27 protein-coding genes and 1 pseudogene are annotated in these 25,484 nt (G+C 53.3%); 14 read left to right on the top strand and 14 right to left on the bottom strand.

What is annotated here, in order from left to right; genetic code table 11:
- Nucleotides 1–67: 67 nt before the first annotated feature.
- The 3 genes from A3L14_RS05295 to A3L14_RS05285 all read right to left on the bottom strand — a co-directional run bounded on the left by A3L14_RS05295 (nt 68) and on the right by A3L14_RS05285 (nt 3,137).
- A complete protein-coding gene (locus A3L14_RS05295; RefSeq protein ID WP_055428722.1) occupies nt 68–904 on the bottom strand; it encodes a helix-turn-helix transcriptional regulator in 837 nt (278 codons plus the stop codon).
- A 33-nt stretch (nt 905–937) separates the two neighbouring features.
- Nucleotides 938–2,143, bottom strand: coding sequence for a hypothetical protein (locus A3L14_RS05290; RefSeq protein ID WP_055428721.1), 1,206 nt, complete (start codon nt 2,141–2,143; stop codon nt 938–940).
- A 262-nt stretch (nt 2,144–2,405) separates the two neighbouring features.
- A complete protein-coding gene (locus A3L14_RS05285) occupies nt 2,406–3,137 on the bottom strand; it encodes a sulfite exporter TauE/SafE family protein (protein WP_055428720.1) in 732 nt (243 codons plus the stop codon).
- 45 nt (nt 3,138–3,182) lie between these two features.
- On the opposite strand from A3L14_RS05285, the gene A3L14_RS05280 reads away from it, so the two are divergent.
- Nucleotides 3,183–3,743 carry a hypothetical protein gene (locus tag A3L14_RS05280; RefSeq protein WP_232473425.1) on the top strand — a complete coding sequence of 187 codons (561 nt, stop codon included), beginning with the start codon at nt 3,183–3,185 and terminating at the stop codon, nt 3,741–3,743.
- Here the strand turns inward: A3L14_RS05280 and A3L14_RS05275 are convergent.
- The 5 genes from A3L14_RS05275 to A3L14_RS05255 are packed head-to-tail and all read right to left on the bottom strand — an operon-like array spanning nt 3,685 to nt 7,161.
- Entirely contained in the window at nt 3,685–4,449 is a 765-nt protein-coding gene (locus A3L14_RS05275) for a sulfite exporter TauE/SafE family protein (RefSeq protein WP_055428719.1), read from the bottom strand. The two genes, A3L14_RS05280 and A3L14_RS05275, sit on opposite strands and share 59 nt — an antisense overlap.
- Nucleotides 4,450–4,453: 4 nt before the next feature.
- A complete protein-coding gene (locus A3L14_RS05270; RefSeq protein WP_055428718.1) occupies nt 4,454–4,882 on the bottom strand; it encodes a type II toxin-antitoxin system VapC family toxin in 429 nt (142 codons plus the stop codon).
- The gene (locus A3L14_RS05265) at nt 4,857–5,120 is read right to left on the bottom strand and encodes an AbrB/MazE/SpoVT family DNA-binding domain-containing protein (RefSeq protein WP_232473423.1); all 264 of its coding nucleotides are present in this window, start codon (nt 5,118–5,120) and stop codon (nt 4,857–4,859) included. The genes A3L14_RS05270 and A3L14_RS05265 overlap by 26 nt, the downstream gene beginning before the upstream one ends.
- A 33-nt stretch (nt 5,121–5,153) precedes the next feature.
- Complete coding sequence (locus A3L14_RS05260; RefSeq protein WP_055428716.1) at nt 5,154–6,149, bottom strand: M42 family metallopeptidase; 996 nt, start codon at nt 6,147–6,149, stop codon at nt 5,154–5,156.
- 10 nt (nt 6,150–6,159) lie between these two features.
- Nucleotides 6,160–7,161 carry a 2-hydroxyacid dehydrogenase gene (locus A3L14_RS05255; protein WP_055428715.1) on the bottom strand — a complete coding sequence of 334 codons (1,002 nt, stop codon included), beginning with the start codon at nt 7,159–7,161 and terminating at the stop codon, nt 6,160–6,162.
- A 125-nt stretch (nt 7,162–7,286) separates the two neighbouring features.
- Between A3L14_RS05255 and proS the strand changes: the two genes are divergently transcribed.
- Nucleotides 7,287–8,738 carry a proline--tRNA ligase gene (gene proS, locus A3L14_RS05250; protein ID WP_055428714.1) on the top strand — a complete coding sequence of 484 codons (1,452 nt, stop codon included), beginning with the start codon at nt 7,287–7,289 and terminating at the stop codon, nt 8,736–8,738.
- 47 nt (nt 8,739–8,785) lie between these two features.
- On the opposite strand, the gene A3L14_RS05245 is transcribed toward proS, so the two are convergent.
- Nucleotides 8,786–9,172, bottom strand: a complete 387-nt coding sequence (locus tag A3L14_RS05245; protein ID WP_055428713.1) for a hypothetical protein — start codon at nt 9,170–9,172, stop codon at nt 8,786–8,788.
- Between the two features lie 89 nt (nt 9,173–9,261).
- On the opposite strand from A3L14_RS05245, the gene A3L14_RS05240 reads away from it, so the two are divergent.
- Both A3L14_RS05240 and A3L14_RS05235 read left to right on the top strand, forming a co-directional pair.
- A complete protein-coding gene (locus tag A3L14_RS05240) occupies nt 9,262–10,872 on the top strand; it encodes a carbamoyltransferase family protein (RefSeq protein ID WP_055428712.1) in 1,611 nt (536 codons plus the stop codon).
- 104 nt (nt 10,873–10,976) lie between these two features.
- Entirely contained in the window at nt 10,977–12,146 is a 1,170-nt protein-coding gene (locus A3L14_RS05235; protein ID WP_055428711.1) for a pyridoxal phosphate-dependent aminotransferase, read from the top strand.
- Here A3L14_RS05235 and A3L14_RS05230 read toward each other — a convergent pair.
- From A3L14_RS05230 to A3L14_RS05220, 3 genes are read right to left on the bottom strand one after another with little or no spacing between them, the layout of a single operon-like run.
- Nucleotides 12,143–12,799 carry a metallophosphoesterase gene (locus A3L14_RS05230; RefSeq protein WP_055428710.1) on the bottom strand — a complete coding sequence of 219 codons (657 nt, stop codon included), beginning with the start codon at nt 12,797–12,799 and terminating at the stop codon, nt 12,143–12,145. The genes A3L14_RS05235 and A3L14_RS05230 overlap by 4 nt on opposite strands.
- 14 nt (nt 12,800–12,813) lie before the next feature.
- Nucleotides 12,814–13,674: a M48 family metalloprotease gene (locus A3L14_RS05225; protein ID WP_055428709.1), complete on the bottom strand. Its 861-nt coding sequence runs from the start codon at nt 13,672–13,674 to the stop codon at nt 12,814–12,816.
- A gap of 2 nt (nt 13,675–13,676) precedes the next feature.
- Nucleotides 13,677–14,219, bottom strand: coding sequence for an adenylate kinase family protein (locus A3L14_RS05220; RefSeq protein WP_055428708.1), 543 nt, complete (start codon nt 14,217–14,219; stop codon nt 13,677–13,679).
- A 139-nt stretch (nt 14,220–14,358) separates the two neighbouring features.
- On the opposite strand from A3L14_RS05220, the gene A3L14_RS05215 reads away from it, so the two are divergent.
- The gene (locus A3L14_RS05215) at nt 14,359–14,574 is read left to right on the top strand and encodes a hypothetical protein (protein WP_055428707.1); all 216 of its coding nucleotides are present in this window, start codon (nt 14,359–14,361) and stop codon (nt 14,572–14,574) included.
- Nucleotides 14,575–14,620: 46 nt separating this feature from the next.
- On the opposite strand, the gene A3L14_RS05210 is transcribed toward A3L14_RS05215, so the two are convergent.
- Nucleotides 14,621–15,838 carry a methionine adenosyltransferase gene (locus tag A3L14_RS05210; RefSeq protein WP_055428706.1) on the bottom strand — a complete coding sequence of 406 codons (1,218 nt, stop codon included), beginning with the start codon at nt 15,836–15,838 and terminating at the stop codon, nt 14,621–14,623.
- Nucleotides 15,839–16,170: 332 nt separating this feature from the next.
- Here A3L14_RS05210 and A3L14_RS05205 point away from each other — a divergent pair, with 332 nt between their 5' ends.
- Genes A3L14_RS05205 through A3L14_RS05185 form a run of 5 tightly spaced genes read left to right on the top strand, consistent with a single transcriptional unit; the run spans nt 16,171 to nt 18,796 of the window.
- The gene (locus A3L14_RS05205) at nt 16,171–16,794 is read left to right on the top strand and encodes a translin family protein (RefSeq protein WP_055428705.1); all 624 of its coding nucleotides are present in this window, start codon (nt 16,171–16,173) and stop codon (nt 16,792–16,794) included.
- Nucleotides 16,795–16,834: 40 nt separating this feature from the next.
- Entirely contained in the window at nt 16,835–17,395 is a 561-nt protein-coding gene (locus tag A3L14_RS05200; protein ID WP_055428854.1) for an endonuclease V, read from the top strand.
- Nucleotides 17,392–18,030 carry a DUF120 domain-containing protein gene (locus A3L14_RS05195; RefSeq protein WP_055428704.1) on the top strand — a complete coding sequence of 213 codons (639 nt, stop codon included), beginning with the start codon at nt 17,392–17,394 and terminating at the stop codon, nt 18,028–18,030. Before A3L14_RS05200 ends, A3L14_RS05195 begins: the two co-directional genes overlap by 4 nt.
- Nucleotides 18,027–18,545 (top strand): hypothetical protein, encoded by a 519-nt coding sequence (locus A3L14_RS05190; protein WP_055428703.1) that lies wholly within the window; start codon nt 18,027–18,029, stop codon nt 18,543–18,545. Before A3L14_RS05195 ends, A3L14_RS05190 begins: the two co-directional genes overlap by 4 nt.
- Before the next feature lie 41 nt (nt 18,546–18,586).
- Entirely contained in the window at nt 18,587–18,796 is a 210-nt protein-coding gene (locus tag A3L14_RS05185; RefSeq protein ID WP_055428702.1) for a PRC-barrel domain-containing protein, read from the top strand.
- 1 nt (nt 18,797) lies between these two features.
- Here A3L14_RS05185 and A3L14_RS05180 read toward each other — a convergent pair whose 3' ends face one another.
- Nucleotides 18,798–20,261, bottom strand: a complete 1,464-nt coding sequence (locus A3L14_RS05180) for a DHH family phosphoesterase (protein ID WP_055428701.1) — start codon at nt 20,259–20,261, stop codon at nt 18,798–18,800.
- Nucleotides 20,262–20,375: 114 nt separating this feature from the next.
- Between A3L14_RS05180 and A3L14_RS05175 the strand changes: the two genes are divergently transcribed.
- The 4 genes and pseudogenes from A3L14_RS05175 (at nt 20,376) to A3L14_RS05160 (ending at nt 25,484) form a co-directional block, all read left to right on the top strand.
- Complete coding sequence (locus A3L14_RS05175) at nt 20,376–22,115, top strand: hypothetical protein (RefSeq protein ID WP_074631239.1); 1,740 nt, start codon at nt 20,376–20,378, stop codon at nt 22,113–22,115.
- Between the two features lie 134 nt (nt 22,116–22,249).
- A pseudogene (locus A3L14_RS05170) lies at nt 22,250–23,555 on the top strand (RNA-guided endonuclease InsQ/TnpB family protein).
- Between the two features lie 227 nt (nt 23,556–23,782).
- Nucleotides 23,783–24,652, top strand: coding sequence for a DMT family transporter (locus A3L14_RS05165; RefSeq protein ID WP_055428700.1), 870 nt, complete (start codon nt 23,783–23,785; stop codon nt 24,650–24,652).
- A gap of 259 nt (nt 24,653–24,911) precedes the next feature.
- The gene (locus A3L14_RS05160; RefSeq protein WP_055428699.1) at nt 24,912–25,484 is read left to right on the top strand and encodes a CBS domain-containing protein; all 573 of its coding nucleotides are present in this window, start codon (nt 24,912–24,914) and stop codon (nt 25,482–25,484) included.

The following is a 25,484-nucleotide window of genomic DNA, read 5'->3' as shown; positions in this document are numbered from 1 at the left end:
TCTCCTGCAGAATAGAATTCAGGAGGGCAAAAAATAGGGTTGGAGGTTTCATCCGCCCTCATAGGGTCTAAAACCTTAGCTCCACCCAGTTTTCCTTTCTGCCCTTCAGAACTTTCACCAGCCCCCTCCGCTCAAGGCGCTTGAACATCCTCCATGCGGTGGTTTTAGGCAGGCCTATCGCTTCCCTGACCTCAGCCTGACTGGCCTTTCCACCCTTATCAAAGATGTAGAGCAGCGCACGCCTCTCCTCCTCGTTGAGGTCGAGGTTCTCAAGCCTGGCCTGGAACTCCTCACGGCTTGGCATTGAGCTCTGACCCTTTTTCTTTCTCCATAGGGCGTAGGCGGAGCCCCCGACTACCGCGAGGCCTCCCAGGAGGGCGAGATACACTAAACTGTCCGCTCCTTTCTCTCCTCCGACCCCTCTCCCGCTGAGCGTGTAGGAAACGCTCTGGTTTCCGGGGGGCATGGTTATCGAGTTCCCCGCTATCTCAAGGGGTATGTCGCTGAGGTCGACCACTATGGCGTTTGCGGGCAGCACAACTGTGAAGGAATCGTTGGTCGCAATGTTAAGCGTCCACACCACGCCCTGCTTCACGGTCAGGTCTGGAGTGTAGTAGGAGACCTTGACTACTTCAGCGTTCCCGGAATAGATGAGAAGGCTTCCGTTCTCAAGCCTGAAGTTGAGGGGATTTCCGTTCCCGTCCTCGACGATAACGTTCTCGTAATGGTCGCCGAGGAGGGGGAGTTCAACCTGGGAAGAATACTCCGAGGGTAGGATTTCGTATTCAACCTTGGTGTAGCCGTCATTGTAAACCGTCAAAACCAGGGATGAAACGGTATAGGAACTAACCCCGGGCAGGAGGATGAGCGTTATCATCATGAGGGCCGCAACTGTGAGTCTCATTTAATCATCCCCCCATAAACTAAAAAGGAAAGGTCAGGAGTGGGCGAGTATGAACTCATCCACCCTGTGGAGCACCTCCAGCGCTATTGCAAAGTGTGCCTTGGCCTGGAGGGGTTTCTTCGCTTTTAGAAGCTCGACGCCTATCCTGAGCTCCTGGATAGCTACTTTCAGCTGGATCTCTGCCCGGGTGGTGTCGACGCCCCTGCTCTTGAGCTCGCGGAGCGCCTTTGCGTCCTTCTGAATCCTGCCGTTCATCTCCATAAGGAAAGCGCGGACGTCCTTCAGCTTTTCATCAAGCTCCCTCTCGCGAACCTTCCTGAGTACGAACTCAACAGCCCTGTGGAACTCGATTATTGTTTCCCTGTTGTCTTTCATGACTGTGAGGGCGTCCTCCCACTTGCCCTCGTCGGCCAGGGCCTTGACCTGGCTGTAAACCTCCGAGAAAGCATTGAGCCTCTCCCGGAGCTCCGTCACGTTGTAGCCGTTCTCCCCCCCAACTTCGATTGCCTTCTGGGCTATCTCCATTCCCTTCTCACCCTTGATCAGAAAGTCCTTGACGATCTTATCGGCGTTGGCATAGGCGAGCTCCTCGCGGACCTTTCTCAGCTCCCTGTCGAGAAGGGCCTTCTTCTCCTTGGCGACTTCATAGTCTGCCCTCGCCTTTTCGTAGTCTCCGGCCTTAAGGTCATCCAGTACAACTTTATAGGCATCCTTGGTCTCGTTGTAAAGTGCGGTGAGGTTGCTCACGTCTATCCCCTGGTTCTCCGCCAGCCTTATGGTCTTCTCAACGAACCTGAAGTACTCACTGAGGCGCTCGATTTCCAGTTTGATGCGTTCCCTTACATCCTGAGCCTTTTCTCTGCCTTCCTTAAGTGCTGAGAGGGCAACCTTGTAGTGGTGCATTGCTGTGAGGCTGTCGAGTATCGAGCTGTAGTAGTTACTGGCCTCGTATTCACTCACCGCCTTTTCCCTGTAGTCCTCAGCGAGCTCGTAGTGGGTTAGTACAGTCGAGTTCTCGGGTAGCCTGTCCTTTATTGGTTCTATCTTATCTTCGGCGAACCTGCTCAGCCTCTGAAGCTGATCAATCAGCTGACCCGCTATCACCATCTCCCTGGTGCTGTTGTCGAGGACTCCTGTGTACGACCCCGTGGTGTTGTTGCTCTCTGCCAGTCCCAGGGGTATCACGCTTCCAACCAGCAATATTGCCAGGGCCAGTGCAAAGCCCTTCATCCCCTTCATGGGCATCACCAATGAACGCTACGCCCCAAACCTATTTGAGGACTCCGACGAAACGAACGTTTCAGAGCGTTCCATTCTCTTTAGTCGGTGTTGAGAGACGAGTTGCAGGACATACACAATCCCAATGGCCTTAAAATGCAATATTCAGTTGCGTGTTTGTTTATTCATACCCGGCCATATAGTTGCGTCTGGTGCACCCTTTGAAATCCCGCCTCCGATTCCCCCGGTTCTGTCTTCGGTGAGGTGTTAATAAATATGTGCCCTAAAGGAGCATTTTGATTGCCACAACCACCAAAATAGCGGAAAATGCCTTTCGAAGGTGCCGAGGGTGAGCCCTATGAACTAGGATGGCCCCAATTCTGGCCCCCACAAGAAGGCCTGGTGCAAGAAGAAGAGCCGTATGTAAGTCAACCTGCCCGAGGCGGTAGTGACCAAAAGAGGCCGCAAGAGCGGTGAAAAAAAGGGCCAGGCTGGAGGTGCCAACGGCATATTTCATGGGTATCCTTACATAGGCATGGAAAAGGGGGACGTTCAAAATGCCCCCACTGATGCCCAGCAGTCCAGAGATCAGGCCCGAGAGAATCCCCACCGCCGAAATTCGGAGGGTCTTTAGTTCTCCTCCCTCAAGGTCGGTAGGGGTTTCGTCCCTCCACATCTTAAACGAGAGGTAGAGGAGGAGCAGTATGAACATGAACCTGAGAATATCCTCAGGGAGCAGTGAGGAGGCGTAAGCACCCACTAAGGCAGCGGGCACCGAAAATACCTCTTTAATGGCCACAACACGGTAGAGAACAGTTCCCCGCCGTATATGGGTGACCGCCGCGGAGAGGGAGCTGAGGACTATGCAGGCCAAGCTAGTCCCGATGGCCACGTGTATCGGCAGGCCCAGTATCGTCAGAGCGGGGACTATGAGGAACCCCCCGCCGACCCCGAAGAGACCTGCTATCAGGCCGATGCCGATGCCGAGCAGGAAATCGAGGAGATAACTCAGCATGGGAACTCTTTTTAGGGATGGCGTTAAAAATTCTCCGGTGATGGGGTGAAGGCCTCAACGCTTAAATTCTGGCTCATGGTGACACTTGTCTTCGTTCTGACCCAGCCCGGTGCGATAGCCTTCGCCAACTGGGACGCGCCCTACGGCTTCTACAAGGATCTCTCGGTGTGGATGGGCTGTGCAGCGGCGGGATTGGTGCTGGTGCTCGCTTACGGCCTGTACGAGTGGAAACGCGAAAAACTGGGTTATGCAAACATTGTCTTAGCCGCCGTTATCGTGGTTTTGACCGCCATAATCGGTTATCGCGCTGAGCTTGTCCTCGGGGGCGAGATGAGCTATGGAAGCAGGAACTTCCTGGTGTTCCTGATAGGAGGATTCATCGGACTGGTTCTCAGCCTCATGCTCCTGCCGGCTTCCCTCCTTTACGCGCTCACCGGCGACCTATACTACCCCTACGATCGTCCCCTAGCCGTTGCATGGGTGGTGATGATAATAATTGCCATAGTTCTGCTGGCTGCCTACATAAAAGCAAGAAAAGAAGAGAAGCTCATGGAACCGGAAGACCGAGGCCCTTCAGTATCATCCTCAGGGCAAGGAGGGCCATAACGACCGCGAAAGCCTTTTTCAGGGATGAAGCCCTCGTCCGCTTTGCTATCCTCGCACCGAGCTGGGCACCTATGATGAGGCCCGGGACGAGGAGGACCAGCCACTGAGTTTCAACGTTGCCCATGGCGTAGTGCTTGAGCGCTCCGGCGGTTGCTGTGAAGACTATCGCAAAGCTTGAGGTAGCGACCGCGTAGTGTATCGGCAGGCCGAGGTACGTCAGGAAGGGCACGTTGATTATGCCCCCTCCAACGCCGAGGAGACCGCTGGCTATTCCCGCGAAGAACCCTCCAACCGGGACGAGCTTGTAGTTGACCTCAACTTCCTCAAGCTTAACCTCGCTCGGCTCGGCTGTCTTCTTCCGGTATATCCTGATGGCCACTACAACGAGGGCCGCACCGAAGATGACCTTGAGCTGACCGGCGCTTATGAAGCTCGTCATCCATGCACCTATGTACGCTCCTATCACGGCCGTTGAAGCCAAGAGGAGGCCGACCTTATAGTGTATTCTCTTCTGCCTTGAGTATGCTATGGCTGAGCTGAGGGAGGTAAAGACGACGGCCGCGCTGGAAGTTCCGACGGCGTGGTGTATCTCAACGCCGAGGAAGTTGAGCGTAGGGACTATCAGGAATCCCCCTCCGAGGCCGAATAACGCTGCCAAAATGCCGATAAAGACTCCAACTGCGAAGTAGCCGATGTATTTTAGCAAGGGATCACCTCCTCAGAATCTTTCGTATTGCTTCGCTTATGCTCCACACTTTAATCAGGCCTTCTTCGGCCACTTTCTCAAAATGCCGGTCATTAGTTATTAGAATCGCTCCCGTTTTCAGACAGGTGGCCGCGTGCACTGCATCGGCGATCTGTGAAGGGGGAAAGTGGGGAAGGAGACGAAGCACCTCTTTTCTGGAGGGATTGACTATTTCCATTCTGAGCCTCAGGAACTCGTAGAAATCCAAGGCGTTGAGTCTCTCAGCGTATTTCCGATACTCTGCCAGCAGGACATCGTTTCCGATAACCCGGTATTTATCACCGGATAAAACATGGAGTAAGAGCTCTGTGGTGTCTGTCCGCCCCGTTTTCACCGCAGCTATGAAGACGTTGGTGTCCAGTAGAAATTTAGAGGCCATAGAGCTCTTTCGCAACCCTGTTCCCCTCTTTTTCTGTTTCTTCCTTGAGTTCTTCGAGGTTGATGCCCTTGGCGTTCTTTATCATCTCTTCAAGCATCTTTTTAACGTCAAAGCGTTTCATGACTATCGTATCTCCATCTATCTCTGTTATCAGGAACTCTTCTCCCGGCCTTATGCCCATCTTTTTTCTAATATCCTTTGGAATGACTACTCTGCCCTTGGTATCCACTTTAGTTAGTCCCACTTTTCCCACCAATCCTGCATATGCGCCAAGGATATTTAAACTTTACAGTTCAAACGCTATCGCCTCTATAAGCTTTATCAGCGCCTCAAGGTCGGCCAGATGGAGCATCTCGACCTCGCTGTGGAGGTACCTTATCGGAACGCTCAAAGCCAGAACCTCGCTCCTGTCCTGGAAGACCGACGCGTCCGTTCCGCCGCCGGTGACGCCGATCTGGAGAGGGATGTCGTTCCTCGACGCTATCTCGGCAACCTTTCTGGCGAGCTTCCTCGTGTAAATCGCGGAGTTATCGACTGCCCTTATCACCGCTCCCCCGCCGAGGCGAACGTCGCCGGTTAGCTCGTTGCAACAGGCGAAGGAGTCTATAGCAAAGGCGTACTTCGGGGTGTAATGCTCGGCCAGGAACTTCGCTCCTTTGAGGCCTATCTCCTCCTGAACCGTGAAGGCGAAGATCCACCTTCCATCGAGGTCGTGGTCAACTAAGTCCTTTATGGCTTCAACGAGGGCAACGACGCCAAAACGGTCGTCCAGAGAGCGCGTAGAAATATAGCGGTTGTTGAGAACCGCGAAGTGCTTCTTAAAGACCGCGTAATCCAACACCTTAACGCCGAGGGCTTCCGCCTCCTCCCTGCTCTCGGCGCCGATGTCTATTACGAGCTTGCTCCATGGGACGGTGTCGAACTTCCGCTCGAGGTTCAGGTGCACCGGAAGGGCACCTATAACGCCGTCGAGCTTCCCGTTTTCGGTTATAACGTCAAGGTGCCTGCCGTAGAGGAGTCTATCATCTATTCCACCGATTTTCCTGAAGGTAAGCTTTCCGTCGGGCCTTACGCCTGTTATGAGAAGCCCAATCTCGTCCATGTGGGCCATGAAGATGCCCTTGAGCTCACCCTCCCCGAGCTCAACGACGAGGTTTCCAATGGTGTCAACCGTATAGTCGGCGTATGGCTCAAGCCACTCAGCTATCTTTTCCCGGATCCTTTCCTCGTAGCCCGAAATACCGGGGATCCCGGTTATTTCCCTCAGCTCCTCAACAAGCATCACGACCACCTCAAAGCATCTTAACGTCCTCTGGGGAGCGTATCTCAACCACCTCGCGGTTCACGAGCGCCTCCGGGACCTCCCCCCTGAGAACGGCGAGGAGGTTCCTAACCGCCTGGAAACCCATGTCCTCCATGGCCTCCTTCGAAAGGCCGGCGTGGTGGGGGGTCAGAACGGTCTCCCACTCATGTTCAAAGAGTTCGTGCTCCTGAACTGGCTCGTTTTCAAAGACGTCCGTTGCGTAGCCCTTCAGCTTTCCTTCTTCAATGGCCTTCACGAGGGCCTTCTCGTCTACCAGCGTCCCGCGCCCGATGTTGACGAGATATTTGCCTTCGAGGAGTTCCAGCCTCTCCACGTTTATGATGTGATACGTCTCCGGTGTGGACGGCAGGGCCAGAATCACGATATCGCTTTCCCGCAGAACGTCTTCGAGCGGCATGTATCTGGCCCCGACTTCCTTTTCAATATCGGGCTTCTGAGAGCGGGACCAGTAGAGTATCTCCGTGCCCATCGCCTTCATTCTTCTCGCTATGGCCTTTCCAATGGCGCCCATGCCGAGGATTCCAACTTTCTTCCCGTAGACCGTTTCTATGTCCCTGAACCCGCTCCAGACGGTTCTGTGGGAGTCCCACTTCCCGGCACGAATGAACCTGTCGGAGTAGGCGATCTTCCTGAGGAGCGCTATGGTCAGACCAACGGCGAACTCGGCAACAGCCTCGCTTAGAACTCCAGAAACCTTGGTGACGTATACCCCCCTTTCGGTTGCAGCTTTAACGTCAACGTGGTCGTAGCCGGCGGAATGACAGCTGATGACCTTCATTCTTTCAGCCCTCTCGATGACTTCGCGCGGAAACCTGTTCAGTGGGGATATTATGACCCCGTCAAACTCTCCTATCCTTTCCTTGAGCTCATCGATGCTTGGATACAGTATGAATTCAACGTCCGCGTATTTCCTGAGCTCCTCAACGGGCTTGCTCTTCATCTTAAAGAGAACGGCCACCTTCGGCCTCATGATATCACCTTAAGATGATTATCGAAACGTCCCTAATAAGGTTTTCCTTCCCGGTTTGTCAGAAAGCCGAGCCGCCACCGGGAAAACTTAAAAACTTTTTCGATTTCTCCCTCTAGGTGGTGCAGATGGCGGGTAAAGTTAAGAGGGAAAAGTGGAGCGAGAATTTCAGCGAGTGGTACAACGAGCTGATTGAAACGGCCGGAATCCAGGACAAGCGCTACCCGGTCAAGGGAATGAACATCTGGCTCCCGTACGGGCTGAAAATCATGAGGAACATTGAGAGGTTCATCCACTCCGAGATGGAGAGAACCGGGCACGAGGAGGTTCTCTTCCCGGCGCTCATCCCCGAGACTGAGTTCCAGAAGGAGGCCGAACACATAGCCGGCTTCGAGGGAGAAGTTTTTTGGGTCACCCACGCCGGCCACGACCCCCTCGACGTCAGGCTCATCCTCCGTCCTACGAGCGAGACGGCGATGTACTCAATGTTCTCGCTCTGGATAAGGTCGCACGCCGACCTGCCCTTCAAAGTCTATCAGATAGTTAACGTTTACCGCTACGAGACCAAGCACACGAGGCCCCTTATCAGGGTCAGGGAAATCAGCAGGTTCTTCGAGGCCCACACAGCCCATGACAGCTACGAGGACGCCGAGAGGCAGATAAAGGAGGACCTTGAGATATTTGACAACCTCGCGAGATTCCTCGCGATTCCCTACATCGTCTCCAAGCGCCCCGACTGGGACAAGTTCCCCGGTGCATACTACTCCCTTGGCGCCGAGGTCATGATGCCCGACGGCAGGACGCTCCAGATAGGCACCATGCACAACTACCGCCAGAACTTCGCAAAGGCATACAACATCCAGTACGAGACGGAGAGCGGCGACCACGAGTACGTCCACCAGACCACCTTCGGAATGAGCGAGAGGCTTTTGGCGGCGGTCATGGCCATACACGGCGACGACAGCGGCCTCGTTCTCCCGCCGACGATAGCCCCAATACAGGTCGTTATCGTCCCGATACCGAAGAAAGACGCCGAGGCCGACGTCTTTGCCTACGCGAGGGAGATAGCGGAAGAGCTCAGGAACGCCGGGATACGCGTCCACGTGGACGAGCGCGATATAAGACCCGGAAGGAAGTACTACGACTGGGAGCTGAAGGGCGTCCCGCTGCGCATAGAGGTCGGCCCGAGGGACGTTGATGGAAAGAAGGCTGTCCTCGCGAGGCGCGATACGCTCACCAAGGAGGTCATTGATAGGGCTGAACTCGTCGATGCCGTCAGGAGAACCTTCGATGAGATAATGGAGAACCTCTACAACCGCGCGAGGGAGTTCCTTGAGAGCCACATCAAGCGCGTTGACACCATCGAGGAAGCGAAGGAAGTTTTCGAGGACAGGCGCGGTATAGTGGAAATCGCGTGGTGCGGCGAGGAGAGCTGCGGGCTTGAGATGGAGGAAATACTGGACGCCAAGATGCTCGGAACCCCGTATCCGGACGAAGAGGCCAGAGCCCCGGAAGGAAAGAAGTGCCCGGTCTGCGGCAGGGAGGCGAAGTTCATAGCGAGGTTCGCCAGAACCTACTGATACCCCTTATTCCAGCCTTTATTTTTAAGAGGATAAAAAAAGAGGAATCATGCAGTTCCGTTCTCAAGGGGAGCAAGCGCCTCTTCAAGAAGCTCAACGGCCTGGCTTATGTAGAGGTAGGCCTTCCTTATGTGGACGCTGAAGACGACCCAGCGGAACGTCTGCGTCTCCTGCGGGATTCCATAGGTTATTGCCTGGCTGTACTCGGTGCTTGCGTTACTGTAAAGCTCCATCGCAAGGGCAAGGGTCTCGTTGCTGACGTTCATCTGGGCGCTGAGATTGTAGAGCTCGTTGAACTTCTGCTCATCGCTCTGGTACAGGTAGTACCAGGCAATTGACTGTTTGATGAAGTTTTCATAGTTCCATGTTGTGGCTCCTGCAACGGGAACGAGCGCCAGGAAGAGCAGGGCAATGATTGCAGCAGCCTTCTTCATGGTTTCACCTCCAACATGTATTGATCTGGCGGGATTTTTAAATTCTTCCCCTCCCCAACCTTTAAAAGAGGAAGGTGGAATGCACCACCATGATTCTCGGAATCCACGACGGTCACGACGCCGGTGCGGTTCTCATAGATGGGGGTAGGCTATTTGCCGTCAACGAGGAGAGGCTTAACAGAACCAAGAAATACCGGGGCTTTCCTGCCCTGAGCCTGAAAAAGGTCATAGAGATGGCTGGAGCAGAACCGGAGGACGTTGAGATTATAGCCGTTGCCGGCATATTCCGGAAGCAGAAGCGCCTCCTTGAGCTTGAGGAGAACCTCCGCGCTGTTTTTGGGAGGGGGTTCAAGAGGAAAGTAATTTTTGTTGAGCACCACTTGGCCCACTCCGCGAGTGCTTACTACACCTCCGGGTGGCGTGATGCTCTCGCGGTGAGCATCGATGCCGCTGGAGATGGGCTGAGCTCCTCAATTTACATCGCGAGAGACGGTGAGATGATCAGGATAGCCCAGAGCACATACCTGGACTCATTGGGTGACTTCTATGCTTCAGTTACTGAGCTTTTAGGATTCAAACCAATGCGTCACGAGGGCAAGGTGATGAGCCTTGCCGCCTACGGCAGGCCGACCTACGACCTTAGCTCGGTAATCGAGCTGAACGGCATGAGCTTCGACAACCATCTCAGTCTTATCGGGGTTGAGGCTACACGGAAGCTCGCCGAGCTCTTTGATTACCCCCTCAGACACGCCAAGGAAATTGCCCTCCAGATGAAGCGCGGAAAGCTTGAAGGCAGGCTCCAGAAAAAGGCCATAGAGATTGCAGCGAGCGCTCAGGCGCATCTGGAGAAGCTAATAGAGGAGCTCGGGTTGAAGCTTGTAGAGAAAAACCTCCCCCTCGCCTACGCCGGTGGAGTTGCCCAGAACGTAAAGGCCAACGCTGTGCTGAGGAAAATCTTTGGGGACGATAACCTCTGGGTCTTCCCTGCGATGGATGACGGTGGTCTGGCCTTCGGGGCGGCGGTCTTTGTGAAGGCTCAGCTCGATAGGCTCGACGGAAGATGGAGGCCGTTCAAGCTTGAGCACGTCTATCTTGGGCCCGGGTACTCGAAGGAAGAGGTCGAGGAATTCCTGAAGAAGGAAGGGGTCAAGTACGAAGAGATAGGGAACGCCTCCGGCTTCGTGGTGGATGCCCTCATCGATGGCAAGCTGGTGGGGTTCTTCCAGGGCAAGATGGAGTTCGGACCGAGGGCCCTGGGCAACCGCTCCATTTTAGCCGACCCTAGGGATGAGGGCGTCAAGGATAGGCTCAACGTGGCTTTAAAGCGCGATGTCTTTCAGCCGTTTGCTCCTTCCCTGCTGTGGGAGAAAGCCGGGGAATACCTCGAGGACCTCGGAGGAAAGCCCAACGAGTTCATGACCATGAGCTACACGGCGAGCGAGGAGTTCAGAGAAGCTGCTCCCGCCGTCGTTCACGTGGACGGTACAACGAGGCCGCAGGCCGTAAGAAAGGAAGTCAATCCGGCTTATTACGACGTAATCAAAGCCTTCGAGCGGAAGACCGGCCTGGGTGCGGTCCTAAATACCAGCTTCAACATGCACGGCGAGCCGATAGTCTGCTCGCCCGAGGATGCGTTGAGGACGTTTAGGAACGCGGGGCTCGACCTGCTGGTCATTGAAGGCTTCGCAGTCTGGAGATGAGGATCCGTTAATTGTTCATCAAAGCACTTTCCTGCGCTTTGAAGTACATCTTTTCTCTGAGGTAAAGTTATAAACATTGTCCCGAAGGAAAAGCGGTGATGCTGATGGCGCTGAGCGACAGGCTGGAACTCGTTAACCCTTCTGAAATTAGGAAGCTCTTCGACCTTGCTCAGGGTGTTGAGGGGTTAATCTCACTCGGCATCGGTGAGCCTGACTTTGATACTCCCGAACACATCAAGGAATACGCAAAGGAAGCCCTTGATAGAGGGATGACCCATTATAGCCCAAACGCAGGAATCATGATGCTCCGGGAGGCCATAGCCAGAAAGTTACGGGAACAAAACGGTATCGACGCCGATCCCAAGACTCAAATCATGGTGACAGTTGGAGCGAACCAGGCCTTTCTGATGGGGTTCGCGGCCTTTCTCCGGGAGGGGGAGGAAGTCTTGATTCCAAGCCCGATGTTCGTCAGCTACGCTCCGGCGGTTATCCTTGCGGGAGGAAAGCCGGTTGAGGTTCCGACCTATGAGGAGAACGAATTCAGGCTGAACGTGGACGACCTCGAAAAGCACGTGACCGAAAAGACAAGGGCGCTCATCATAAACTCCCCCAACAACCCGACCGGTGCGGTTCTCACCAGGAAGGATCTCGAAGAGATAGCCGACTTCGCGGTGGAACACGATCTCATGGTCTTCAGCGACGAGGTCTACGAGCACTTCGTCTACGACGGGGCCAGAAACCACAGCATAGCTTCCCTCAACGGAATGTTTGAGCGCACGATAACCATAAACGGCTTCTCCAAGACCTTCGCCATGACCGGCTGGCGCCTCGGCTTTGTCGCGGCTCCAGAATGGATAATCGAGAGGATGACCCGCTTCCAGATGTACAACTCGACCTGTCCGGTCACCTTCGCACAGTATGCAGCTGCAAAAGCTCTGAAGGACGAGCGCAGCTGGAAGGCCGTCGAGGAGATGAGGAGGGAGTACGAACGCAGGAGGAACCTCGTTTGGAAGAGGCTCAACGAGATGGGACTTCCGACGGTCAAGCCCAGGGGAGCGTTCTACATCTTCCCGCGCGTGAAGGACACCGGCCTGACCAGCAAGGAGTTCAGCGAGATGATGCTCCTGGAGGCCAAGGTTGCAGTCGTTCCCGGCTCGGCGTTCGGAAGTGCCGGAGAGGGCTATATCAGGATAAGCTACGCAACGGCGTACGAACAGCTCGAAGAGGCCATGGACAGGATGGAGAAAGTGCTGAGGGAGAAAAAGCTCGTTTAGAGCGTCTCCAGCCTTACGTCTTTCACCTTTTTCTCGTTTTCGTCGAACTCAATAACCGCGTAGTGGCCCCTGAAGAGCGGGCCGGGGTTCACCACGACTGTTTCTCCAACCCTATCGACGCCCCTCCCCTCGTGTATGTGGCCGCAGACGACGAGGGGTGGTTGTTTCTCCTCTATAAATGCCCTCAAGGCCCTGCTTCCAACGTGATGGCCAAAGTGAACCCTGTCAGCCACCGTCCTATGGGGGGGAACGTGGGAGAGAATTACATCGCCCTGCAGGTAGTTCCTTTCGAGTATCTTCCGAATATCGTCCTCTGTCATCTCCCATACCGTGTGGAAGGGCGTGATATTTGAACCGCCGATTCCAACGATGCCAGCTCCACCGACCTCAACCCGCCTGCTGTGGGCGTTTATCCCGAGTTCGCTCAAAAGCTCCGGAACGTCCCTGCCGTCGCAGTTTCCGTGAACTGCAAATACTGGAATATCAAGCCCTAAGAGGGGTTTGAGAACTTCCACAGCTTTGTCTGCACCGCTAAAATGGGTTAAATCCCCCGCCACGAGGAGTGCGTCAAATTCTTCGCCCCTTAGGATTTCTGCAAGTTGCCGGACCCTCTTGGAGTTCCCGTGGATGTCCGTTACCGCGACGAGCCTCATGGAACCCCACCCCCTCAGGTGAAGACCCCCATCTCCTCGGCCATCTTCAAAAGCCTCTCAGCCCTCTCGTCTGTGGGGGGATGTGTAGAGACCATGCGGGCCAGATTCCCCCTAAACGGGTTCACGATAAAAAGCCCGGACGTTGCCAGATTGCCTCCCTTCATCGGGCGGAAGGATATCGCCTTGTCGAGTTTCAGCAGGGCGCTGGCGAGAGCGAGGGGTTTGCCGCTTATCCTGGCACCGTGCTCGTCGGCCAGATACTCCCTGGAGGGACTCAGACCTATGTGCAGAAAACCTCCAGCTACGGGGGCAAGTACCCCAACCAGAAAACTGTCGTTCGGATCTTCGCCCTTTCCTCCCTGGAACGCAAAGCTGAACAGCCTGCCGAGGGCATAAGCAACACTGAGTATGAACCCGGATATCATGGAAACAACAGTCTGAATTGCGATGTCCCCGTTCATTATATGGGCTATCTCATGGGCAAGAACTCCCTCTATTTCCTCAGAATCAAGGGCCCTGAGCAGTCCGTATGTGAGAACTATGGTCGTGCTTCCGGAACCTCTGCCCGTTGAGAACAGATTGGGGGTGCCAATCGGGGCTAGGGCCAGTTTGGGAACAGGAATCCCCGCACTGGACGAAAGCTTTCTCAGGACAGCGTAGAGGTATGGATAATCGCTCTCGGCAACAGGTCTGGCCCGATACCATTTCATTAAAAATCTGTCGCCATACCAGTAAATTAGCCAGTCGACTATTATAATGAGAAAAAGCACGGCAATCAGGCCGAAGATACCCCCGAGAAGGTATCCCAGTATTGCGGGGACAAGAGCTGCGAGAAGTATCACAAGTACCAATCTGAGCCATTTGATGGCTCTCATATTTAATCACCCCCGAGCATTAGGTACTGGAGGACATCATCGTATGCCCCGGTCCAGTCGACAACCCCGACTCTTTTTTTCATTCCCTTCTCAAGAAGTTCCAGGATCTCGTCAACTATCTCCTCGGGAGTTTTACCGGTGGTGTCAACCTCCAAGACACTCTCGTTCTCCTCCAGTGCCTCAACGAGAATTACATCTATGAGTTCAGCTTCAACGTTTTCAGCGAGCTTTTGATGGGAGTACCCCCGGGATTTGAGTCTCTCGGCCACTACTTTCGGATGGAGGCGGAGAACCACGACAACATCGGCCAGGACAAGATGACTGAGGTGACCATCAATGACAACGTTCTTACCGGAGAACTCGGCCCTGACTTCACGGGCCAGTGCATCTACGTCTATCTCAACCTCCTCCCCAACAGGCTCGCCTATGCCCTTCATGAGGGCAAAATCCTTCACACTCACGTATTCGTAACCGAGCCTCTCACTCAGGAGCTTTGAAACGGTGGTTTTACCGACTCCGGGAGTACCACTCACAGCGATTATCATCGATTTACCCCCGAGAACTCACCTTATTTTGTTGCCTGGAGTTTATATGCTTGTTCCTCGTTAATCGTCGAATGTATATGTAGCATTTGGCGAAAACCTTTTAAGGACTATAGTTTCTATATAGGCCAGGTGGTTCATTATGGAGAGGCTCAAATTGCTCCAGAAGAGGCTGCATGTTGTTAAGAAGCAGAAGGAGCTCCTCATGCTTGAGGAGGCAAAGCTCATAAGGGTCGCCCGCCAGAAAAAGGCCTCCATGAGGGAGCTTGCAAAGGTAAAAAAGGAGAAGATTGCATTAATGGCAGAGGAAGCGAAGCTCGTAAGGGTTCTCAAACAGAACGGCTACCCCGCCATTTGATCCTTCCACAATTTTGGCCCACGTAGGGATAAAAGAAGGAGCAGGCTCAGAAGACGCTGAGCTTGTCATCGAGTATCATTTTCTGGATCTTGGTTATGTCGGCGAGCCATGTGTCCGCTATCTCGTAGGCCGGCTTCTGGATGGTCTCAAGGCGGTAGCCCTTCTTCGGGATGACCTGAACACTGGCAACGAGCGGCTCGTCGATGGGCTTGCCTATCTGGCTGAGTATCCTGACGTATACCTCTTCCACTCCTTCAACCTGCTCGGCAATGTCGTTGGCGATGAGCATCGAGAGGAGGTTGTAGATCTTACCAACGTGGCTGACCGGGTTCTTACCGGCGGCCGCCTCCATGCTCATGTGCCTGTTCGGGGTGATGAGTCCGTTGACGCGGTTGCCCCTTCCAACGGAACCGTCATCGCCGGCCTCGGCGCTGGTCCCGGTGACGGTTATGTAGTAGATGCCCCTCTCAGGGTCGTCGGCGGTGTTGACGTAAATGTTGACCTTCCTCTCGGTGTGCTGCTCGGCAACCCCCTTGGCCGCCTCGTAGATCGCCTCCTTAACGGCCATGTAGTCGTCAGGGGTCTGAACCTCGCTGTCAACTATGGCGGCGGCGATGGTGATATCTATCTCGTCGCCCTTCCTGAGACCCATGACCTTGATGTCCTCACCGACGGCGGGGTATTTCTTCTTGAACTCATCGCTGTTGAGCAGTCTCTCGGTCTCAAGGACTATCCTCTCCGTCTCGCTGAGCGGCGCGTAGCCGACTCCAAAGCTGGTGTCGTTCGCTAAAGGAATCGGGTTCTCCTTGGCCTTGTTGAAGACACCGACGAGGTCCACGCTTCCCTGGCCAATGCGGGAGTCGATGACGACGTGGTTCTCAAGGTCGAGGTGCCGGACGGCTCTCTTCAGGTACTCGCGTGCTGCTTTAATTGCAACCTCATGGACAGGGAAAAGCTCACGGTCAACTATCTCAACCGCCCTACCCGAGAGGAGTATGTAGATCGGCTTGATGACCTCACCGCCACCAAAGCGCGGGTAAGCCTTACCACCGACAACCTCAACCTGGTCGGTGTTGTGGTGCAGGATTATGCCGTATCTCTTTATGTACTCCCTGCTGAGGGCCCTGCTGACTGCCTCGGCTATGCCGTCGGCTATGCTGTCCGGGTGCCCTATACCTTTCCTCTCAACTAGCTCGACCTTCTGCATCTCAACGGGAGTCCTTACGAGCTCCTCAACCACTATGTTCCTAACCTTCTCAGCCATGATCGTCACCTCTTTCCTGATTTGCATGGACGGGTCTGTTCATCTGCTTATATAATTTTCGGCATGAAGCTATATACGTAATATTCCCAGTAGTTATTAAATCCGAAATCCTTAAAATTTTTCCCGAAAATTTTCCATAACGAAGGCATCCGACACGCCCGGTGGCCCGGGCCCGGGAGCGTTAGGGCAGCGATGAGCGGGTGCGACGATGCCGGGCGGACAGGGCTTGGCCTCCGGACTGCCTGAGGGAGCCGTTGGGCACTCCATGAAGGCGGGGGATCGGCCGGGCCTACACTTTTTAAGCCTTCAGGACAACTTTTCTCGGTGGGAGCATGGGACTGAAGGAAATTATAAGTGAGATACGCGAGGTTCTCGACGAGAAGGACGCTCTTAGGGAAGAGGCACTGAGGCTCACCCGCGAAATCGTGAGGCTCAGTGGGGACGCCATAAAAGCCCTTCACAGGGGTGAGATGGCGAAAGCAGAGGAAAGACTGAAACTGGCCCGCAGGAAGGTTGAAGAGCTCAGTGAAAAGCTCAGGGAGCACCCTGACCTATACCACAGCGGTTACGTCCAGAACGCCCACCAGGAGTTCGTGGAGGCGACCCTATTCCTTGCGTATAGAACGGGAAGAAAGTTCCCGTCGCCCCAGGAACTCGGGGTACCCCACGCCGATTATGCACTCGGGATTGGGGACTTTATAGGTGAGCTGAGAAGGCACTTCCTCCTCCTGCTGCTCGACGGAAACCTGGATGAAGCTGAGAGGACCTACCGCTTCATGGAGGAGGTCTACGAAGATCTCATGGTCCTTGAGTACCCCAAAGGGCTTGTCAACGTGCGTCAGAAGCAGGATCAGGCAAGACACATACTGGAGAGAACCCTTGAAGACCTGACGAGGGCAAAGCTGAGCAGAACGCTGGAGGAGAAGCTTGAGGCGGTGGCAAATGATAGCAAATAATTACTTAATTACATAATTAGGTGATTATGTGATTAATGAAATGGACAAAAAGCTCAGGAAAATTGGAGAGCTCCAGCGGAAGCTTGCCCGGAGGATAGTGGAAAGACCAGTTGAGGCGGAGAGAATAAAAACCGTCGGGGCAGTCGATGTCTCCTACGGAAATACCGCCAGGGCGGCCTTTGTCCTCTGCTCCTTTCCTGACTGCAGGATCCTGAAAACCAGGGTAATCGAGATGAGAGTTGCCTTTCCCTACATCCCCACATTCTTTTTCCTGAGGGAGACAAGACCGGTGCTCTTGGCCGTTGGAGGCGAGAGCTTTGACGTCCTTCTTGTCGAGGGGCACGGGAGGGCGCATCCCCGGGGGTACGGCCTCGCTTCCCACATCGGCCTGTTGCTCGGAAAACCAACGATTGGTGTCGCCAAAAAGCCCCTGAAGGGAGTCGCGGAGGAGCGATTCATAAAGGTGGGAAAAGCTTATGTAAGCGTCGGGCACTTAATCGATTTAGAGTCTGCGGTGAGAATCGTCGCGTCTTTGCTTGAGGACGGCTATCCCATACCGTTGAAGCTCGCTGACAGGCTGTCAAAGAGGGGAACGCTATGAAAAGGATTCAAATGCTTATACTGCTCGCCCGGAAAGGCGCGCTTGGCAGAAAGATAAAGATAACCCTGAGAGAGCTCGCCAACGAGCTGGGTATCTCCCCACAGTCAGTTCTCCGGCTCTTTGAGGAGATGGAAGAGGAGGGACTAATAGAAAAGGACGTGCTCGGGAGAAAGACCTACGTTGAAATAAGTACCGAAGGGCTGGCATTTCTAGAAAGCCTCTGTGATGCTATCTCTGAGGCCCTCTACAACGGTATAATAATCGGTGAGGTCATATCAGGAATCGGAGAGGGGGCATACTATGTCAGACAGTATTCTCACCTGATAAGGGAGTATCTTGGCTTCGATCCGTATCCCGGGACATTAAACGTCCGTGTGCTGTTTCCAAAGACTGTCTTTGATGCGTTTTGTGGCGTTAGGCCTGTAATTCTGCCCGGATTCTCAAAGGAGGGGCGGACATTTGGCGATGTTAAAGCCTACCGCGTCCAGATAGGTGATGTTGAGGGAGCAATAGTCATACCCTCCCGAACCGTTCACCCACCGAAAATAGCTGAGATAGTTGCCCCTGTGTACCTCAGGGAGAAGCTGGGGCTCAAGGACGGGAGCAGAGTAACCGTTAAGGTTGTGAGAGGATGAACTGGCGTTCGGTACTTACCTGGGCCGGCATCGGTGCCTTCGTAGGATTTGTCATAGCCGTTGGGATGTACTCTCCTGTGAAGAACGAGAACTTTGTGTATTTAATATACATAGGAATGCTGGCTGGAGCGCTTTTGGGGGCGAGGTATCCAACGGACACACGGGCATCTGCATACGCCTTCCCCCTGGGATTCACGGCAACAACCCTTCTCGCGGGCCTCTGGATGGTTAAGACAGTTGGCTCCAGCGATGTGTACGCGTTCCTTGCCGTTGTCGTGGCGGTCATGATACTTGTAAGTGCTAACGGCTTTCTCGACATGTTTCTGGTGCCTATAACGTACTTTGGAGGCTTTACAGTCGCAATGCTGACGTTCAAGGGCTACCAGCCCCTGCAGGGTTCGGAAGGTGCAGTCGTCGGCCTCTTCACTGTGGGTGTCATGGGGGCAATACTGGCCTTTTTTGCGGTCTTGGGGAGATGGGCATTCACCATGGCCAAAAACATCCCGAGGAGGTAACGTTTAAATATGTCCACCAACAACCTAGTCCGGTGATTAAAATGGTGATGCGTCTCTCAAGGCTCTATGGGAAGCAGATATACAACACCAAGGGTTATTACATCGGCTACGTCGATGAGATTCTAATCGAAATAGACAGAGGGCGGGCAAGGGTACTCGCTTTGGGCCTCCCCGGGGAGAAGGTAGGTGTCCCCTACGACAGGGTTACCGCGATAGGGGACATAATACTGGTAAAAGCAAAGGAGGAGTGAGTCAGCCTTCTTTAACTTTTAATGCCTCCAGGAACTTCTCCGTTATCGCCTCTTCTGCCAGCCTCAGCAGTGAGCTCTTGTCTCTGGCAAGCTTGAAGATCCCCAGCGGGATTCTCGCACCCCCCGACTGTGCGTGGCCGCCGCCACTACCTATGTCACCAAAGGCCTCCTTCAGGACCTTCCCTATGTTGACCCTGACATCACGGGTTCTTGCGGAAATCTCTATCCTGTCATCAACGATGCCGAAAACGAGGACAGTGGTTATTCCCTCAAGGCGAAGGAGGAAGTCAGCCGATTCTGCTATCGCGTCGCGGTTCGTTATGAATCCAACGTTACTGACGACAACGTTCTTGTAGATGCGGCGGTTCATTATGGCCTTGGCAAGAATCTCAGCAGTCTCGGTGCTTATGTCAGGGTGCTCTATCTTATCAAGGAGCTCGTAGTCGACCTTTCCGGCAAGGAACTCTATCGCCTTTAAATCAACATGACTAAGCTTGGAGAACTTCTTGGTGTCGATATAGATACCGTAGAAGAGCGCCGTTCCAAGGACGGGTGTGACCGAGATGTTAAGGGTCCGGAGATACTCCGCCAGTATCGCTGATGAAGAGTTTACCTCCGGCCTTATGTCAAGGAAAGCATCGTCCGGAAGGAGATCCTGGAGGTGCTGGAGTATCTGGTGATGGTCGATCAGTATCTTTATCTTTTCGTAGTCATTGCCCTCCAGTACCGTCAGGTTTCCGTTGGGCTGGCAGTCCACGAGGGCTATGAACGGATAGCGCTTGAGCTCATAGGAACCGCGGGAAATCTTCCTTATGTCAACCCCAAGCAGGTTAACAAACGCCCTGTTTTCGTGGTGAGTTATTTCGCCTCCGTACACTATATGGGTCTTAAAGCCAAGGGTCTGGGCTATGACGCTCAAGGCCGTTGCACTGGCTATTGAGTCCGGGTCGGGATTGTCGTGCATGACTATGAGGAGGGAGTCGCTCTTTGCCTTCAGCTCTTTGAGCTTTTTCACAAGCAGGTTGGCATTCTTCTTCTCACCGAGCATTTCGACCGTCCTGACCACAGCGTCCTTGAGGGCATTTCTGGGTGAAATTGCATAGTCAACCTTGACATCTGCCTCAAAATCCTCGTTAATCTGCGAAACAAGTTCGTCAAGACTAACCTCGTCAGGAATGACAGTGAGAATTGGAACGTCCCTGTTATTTGTCCTTATTACGTAGACTGTTTTCTTTATTGTATCCACGTCCATCACAGTGATTATAACCAGCTCGGCCTTATCTATGCCCGCCTTTAGCAGTGTTGCGGTGTATGAAAAGTCCCCGTGAATGACCTGGAACCCACTCTCTTCGAGAGCTTTTGCCCGAAGCTGATCCTTCTCAATGATCATAATCTCAAACTCTCCTTTGAGGGAGTCTGCTATTGAGCGGCCGATTGCCCCGCCTCCAAGTATCAGCACCCGCATGTTTCTCACCTTTTTGCACAATAATGTTTAAATACAAGCGCCGATATACTAAGACGGTGAATTCCTTTCGGGATTTCTTTGGCGGAAGGATATATATAGCTAATGGTGATGAGCATGCAGTTGCCGGACAAGCAACCACTCATTGAAAACATGGTAGTAACTTCGGCGGGGGAGCTGGGAGAGCTCATCCAGAAAGGCCTCTCAAAGGGCAGCGGCGCGTTTCTAAAGATATTCGCCAAGGACTCCGCCGGGAAGTACTATATGACAATACTCCTCGACCGCTCCAAGATACTCGCTGCCGAATGCCTTCTCGTGGACAAAAAGCAGGGCCTCACTGGAGAAGAGGCAATCACTCTGCTGAAGTCACTCATCGGTAAACCCATGGTCGTTGACGTTTATACCCTAGATGAGCTGGAAATCAAGCTTTCAATAGCCGATAACGTTGATGTGTACGTGCAGACACCGAAAATACCCCTAAACGAGCTGTTCAAAAAGGCAGAGGAGGGCCCGCCGAAAAGGGAAGAGGAAAAGACAGAATCAGCAGTCCCGGTGACCGCTACGCAGGAAGTCCCCAAGGCAGTCCCGGCAGTGAGGGAAGCACAGGCGGAGGAAAAGACCGAGGTCATCACTGAGGAGAAGCCCTCTGTCTCCGCTCCTCCGAAGGAAGAGGCGAAAAAACCTGCTCCTCCGGAAAAGCCAGAAGTTATCGTCAATCTCACCGGGGGAGAGCTTCCGGAAAGGGCGTTTCAGGCATATGCCGAGGATCTGCTTAAGGAAGCCAAAAGGATCAAAGGGCTGAGGATCAACAAGATTGAATTCGACGCAAACGTTGGCGAGGGTGTGGTTTACCTAAACGTCCACATATATGGCAACTCCGATGGCAGTTCCAGGGACATAGAAATCGCGGAGAAGAGGATGCTCCATGCAGTCAGCAAATATGCGCCGGTTCTTCTCAGGGAAGCCGAGGTCAAGCCCATAGTCAGGGACGTCAGCGTGGTGATAGACGGGCAGGAGATTAAGCCCCAGGAGATCGTGGACAGGGACAAAAAGAAGACGGGCAACGTGACAAAGGACGGAAGGATAAGCCTCTCCGTCCTTGAGGATGTCTGGCCGTATTTCAGCGCCTACGCTAGAACCGTCATTACCGAGCTGGAGGGAGCTGGAGTAAGGGTCAAGAAGGCGTATTTCGATGTCAGGGGACGAAGAGAGTTCGAGATTAACCTGTCCATGGTCGGAGAGACTGAGATGACCAAAGAGACCGTTGAGAGGATCGCCAGGGACATCCTCACAAGGCACGCCAGAGAGCTCGGGAGGTCAATAAAGCGCTACATAACCGTCCACAACATCGACGTTGAAGTCCTGACCCCCGCCGTTGTAAAGGCCGCCAAGGAGGCCCCCAAGGCAACCTCCAGCAAAGCTTCCGAGATTCTGGCAAAGAAAGAACTTCTGGAGAAGGAGGTTGAGCAGCTCCTTAAGCAGGCAGGGATAGACGAGTTGGCACCCCTAACTGAGGAGAAGAGAAAGGAAGCAGAGGAGGCCATGCTGAAAGGCCGCATAGAGCCGGCGATAGATGCCCTGAAGACCAGGATTCACGCGGAGATGAAGCTTATACCCAGGGTTACATTCAAGTGGCTCAAAATGAACCACGAAATCAGGGACTCCACGGTGATGGTTGATATTGAGGCAAGCTTCCTGAGGGAGGAAACCGGGGGACTCTTCGGATCATTCTCAGGGGTCTCGGAGAGCAAGATAAAGAAGGACATCGAAGACGCAATAAGACGCGTCCTCCGCGAAGTCTCAAAGGAGTACGGCATACGAATAGGGCTGAGGAAGCTAAACATAATCCTCCGCTGATTTCTTTTACATTTTTCTTTTGAAAGCCTCGCCGTTCACAGCGGTGATGCAATAAACCATCCAACGAGCAATTAAACCAAGTAAACAGGAAAGCGACACTCTTTTAAAGCCTAAAACGCACACTACACTTTAGGATGAAGAGAACAGTAACAGTCAAACTCCAACCCTCAAAAGAACAACAGAAAATCCTCCACCAGTTAGTTGACATTGGAGTCAAAGTCTGGAACAGAGTAAACTACATGAGAAGACAACAATTCTTCGAGGGCAAAATTGTGGACTTCAACAAGACTGAAAAAACTGTCTACGAGGAGTTCAAACGGGAAATCGGTTCTGCCACAGTCCAGCAAATAGCGAGGAAGAACGCAGAAGCGTGGCGTTCGTTCTTCTCAATCTTAAGGAAGAAACGCAACGGAGAACTTTCCTCTTGGCTCAAGCCAAAACCACCAAACTATCTCAAAGAAGATGGAAGGAGAAAACCCTCAATTGTCCCCAGGAATGACCAGTACAAGATTGAAGGGAATAAACTTATCCTCAAAGGCCTTGGAAAGTTCAAAAGACTAAAAATTCAATTCAAGGGAAGAATACACCCGAGGGGAAAGCAAGGAAGGTTAGAAATCACTTTCGACCCCGTTAAGAGGAAGTGGTATGCTCACGTGAGCTTTAACGTTGAGGAAAAGCTTGAAAATGGTGAGTGGGTTAAAGTTCCAAGGGACCCATTGGGCAACCTTTCGGCTGGAATTGACTTGGGCGTGAACAACTTAAGGGCTGTTTACATTGAAAACGGGAAAAGCTTCCTCGTGAATGGAAGGCCACTTAAAAGCATTGATTTCTACTGGAGAAAGAAGATTGCAGAGTATCAGTCAAAACTCAATAGGAGTGGGGCTAAAACGAGCAGGAAGCTCAAGAGAATTCACAAGAAGGCGAAACTTCAGGCAAAACACTACATTAACACTGCTGTAAGACAAACGGTTAGAAGGCTTTACGATTTGGGAGTTTCTAAAATTGTCGTTGGTTATCCGAGGGGAATCGCCAGAAACTCTGATAAGGGGAGAAGGCAGAATTTCCTCCTCTCCCACGTGTGGCGGTTTAATTACGTGATTAAACGCTTGAGGGAAGTGGCTGAGGAGTATGGTATCTCTGTTGTGGTTGTTGGTGAGGCTTTCACTTCTAAAACTTGTCCCGTGTGCGGGAGGCCCCACGATGGGGCTCGCTTCGTTCGTGGTCTTTTTTCGTGTCCCGCGACGGGGCTTGTTTTCAATGCAGACTTAGTTGGAGCGTTTAACATTTTGAGGAAGGCGGTAAAAACCATAACCCCGAATCTGAGCGGTCTTTACGCTCAGAGGAGGGGTAACGGGGGCAAGACCGTCCCCGAGGGGTTGAAGACCCAACTTTATCTTGGGCCTGAATGAGACCCCTCAAACCTCCCTGCCCTTGGGTTAGGGGTTTCCCGGTGGAACCCTCGCCCTTAGCCGGGAGGAGGTCAGTATTTCAGCACTCAAGATCTTCATCATCCTGAACGTCAGTTCTGCCGAGGTCATCATTCGTTGGGCCTTTGGATCCTTGGTATTTAATCCTGTCTGTTGTGGCTCAGCGGTATATGGTTATATGAATTGTTCGTCTTCCATCGAAACGCTAAGTTTTTAAGCTGAATGTGCCCCGGTTCCAACATGGACGGCACACTCCTGGGAGTCATAGGGGCACTCACCTCAGCGTTTTCCTGGGCAGCCTCCACGATACTCATAAAAGTCGGGATGAGGGACAAGAGCCCCGTGGCAGTTAATATCATTCGCCTTTACATAGTTTCGACCATATTTGCCGGCATATTCCTTGCCAACGGCACCTTCCAGGAAGTGTTTTCCCTCCCCCCAAAGTTGCTCGTGGTGGCGTTTGTATCATCAATGTTCGGCTTCGTTGTGGGAGACTACTTTTACTTCAACGCCCTTAACATGATGGGTGTCTCCAGGACGGTGCCGATAACCTCGACATACCCCCTCTGGGCGATACTCTGGGCGGCCCTATTCCTTGGGAGAGAGATAGGCATCCAGATAATCCTGGGAGCCCTCCTCGTTGTCCTGGCAATAATAGTGGTTCGCAGAGCTGAGGAAAGGGAAAACATCAACCCGTGGGGCTTTATCTTTGCACTGCTTGCTCCTGTTTCATGGAGTCTGGCCATACTTACGATGGACTGGCTGACAGGATACATGGATGTGCTCACCCTGGCAGGGCTGAGAATGATGCTGGCGGCACTGGGAATTTCTGTACTCGTCCCAAGATACCTCCCAGAGCTGAAGCAGGTAACTCCAAAGGAGGTGCTCATACTGACCGGGGCCGCCATCACCGGGCTCATGGTGGGCCAGTACCTCTTTGTATACTCGGTTAACCTTGTGGGGTCTCAGATAGCCGCCCCGGTCTCGGCGATAAACCCCATAATCTCCTCCGCTCTGGCAATAGTCCTGCTGAAGGAGCCCCCGAACAGGAAGATACTGGAAGGTCTCGTTCTGGCAGTTCTTGGAGTCATACTTATCTCGACCGCATGAGGGGCAGGTTTTTAAATTTTCCACACTATCTTTAACTGCCGACAGCGGGGGGACAGTACGTCTCCTCGCACGGGCTCGGTCTACCCGCCTCCGCGAGGTATCGGGTTCCGTGAGCGGAGAGTGCTCACGCCGAGCCCACAGGGCCGGGAGCATCCACCCGCGCGAGGGAATGAACGCGGGCCTCTGTGCCCGGCCCACAGACATTTTCTGAGGAAGACTTATAACCTCCAAGACTGAAATAAATAACCGGTGGTTATGTATGGTGACAATCCCCCGCCCCATTGATCCCAGGGAGATAAGGCGAATTCGGAAGGAGCTCGGCATAACGCAGGAAGAGCTCGCCGAGAAGGCGGGCGTAACTCAGGCGTATATAGCCAAGCTAGAGGCGGGGAAGGTCGACCCGCGATTATCCACCTTCAACCGTATCCTGCAGGCCCTGCTCGAATGCAAGAGGGCACAGCTTAAAGCAAAGGATGTCATGTCCTCTCCCGTTATCTCGGTTAAGCCCTACGAACTAGTTGAAAACGTTATCAAGATAATGAACGAGCACAACATCTCCCAGATTCCCGTCATAGCTGGAAACAAAGTCGTCGGTTCCGTGACGGAGCGGACACTGGTCAGGCAGAGCCTTGAGTACGAGGACATCTACGACAGGAAGGTCATGGAGGTCATGGAGGAGCCTTTCCCGATAGTCAATGAGGACGAAGACCTTGAGGTCGTCAAGTACCTCCTTGAAGAGCACCCGGCGGTTCTGGTTCAGGACAGGGAAGGAAAGGTGGCCGGGATTATAACCCGCGTGGATATCTTCAGGATTGGGAAAATTAAGGAGTAA

The organism is Thermococcus thioreducens, assembly GCF_002214545.1.
Classification (GTDB): domain Archaea; phylum Methanobacteriota_B; class Thermococci; order Thermococcales; family Thermococcaceae; genus Thermococcus; species Thermococcus thioreducens.
The sequence above is the reverse complement of the archived record's forward strand: the minus strand, read 5'-3'. Positions and strand labels throughout refer to the sequence as shown.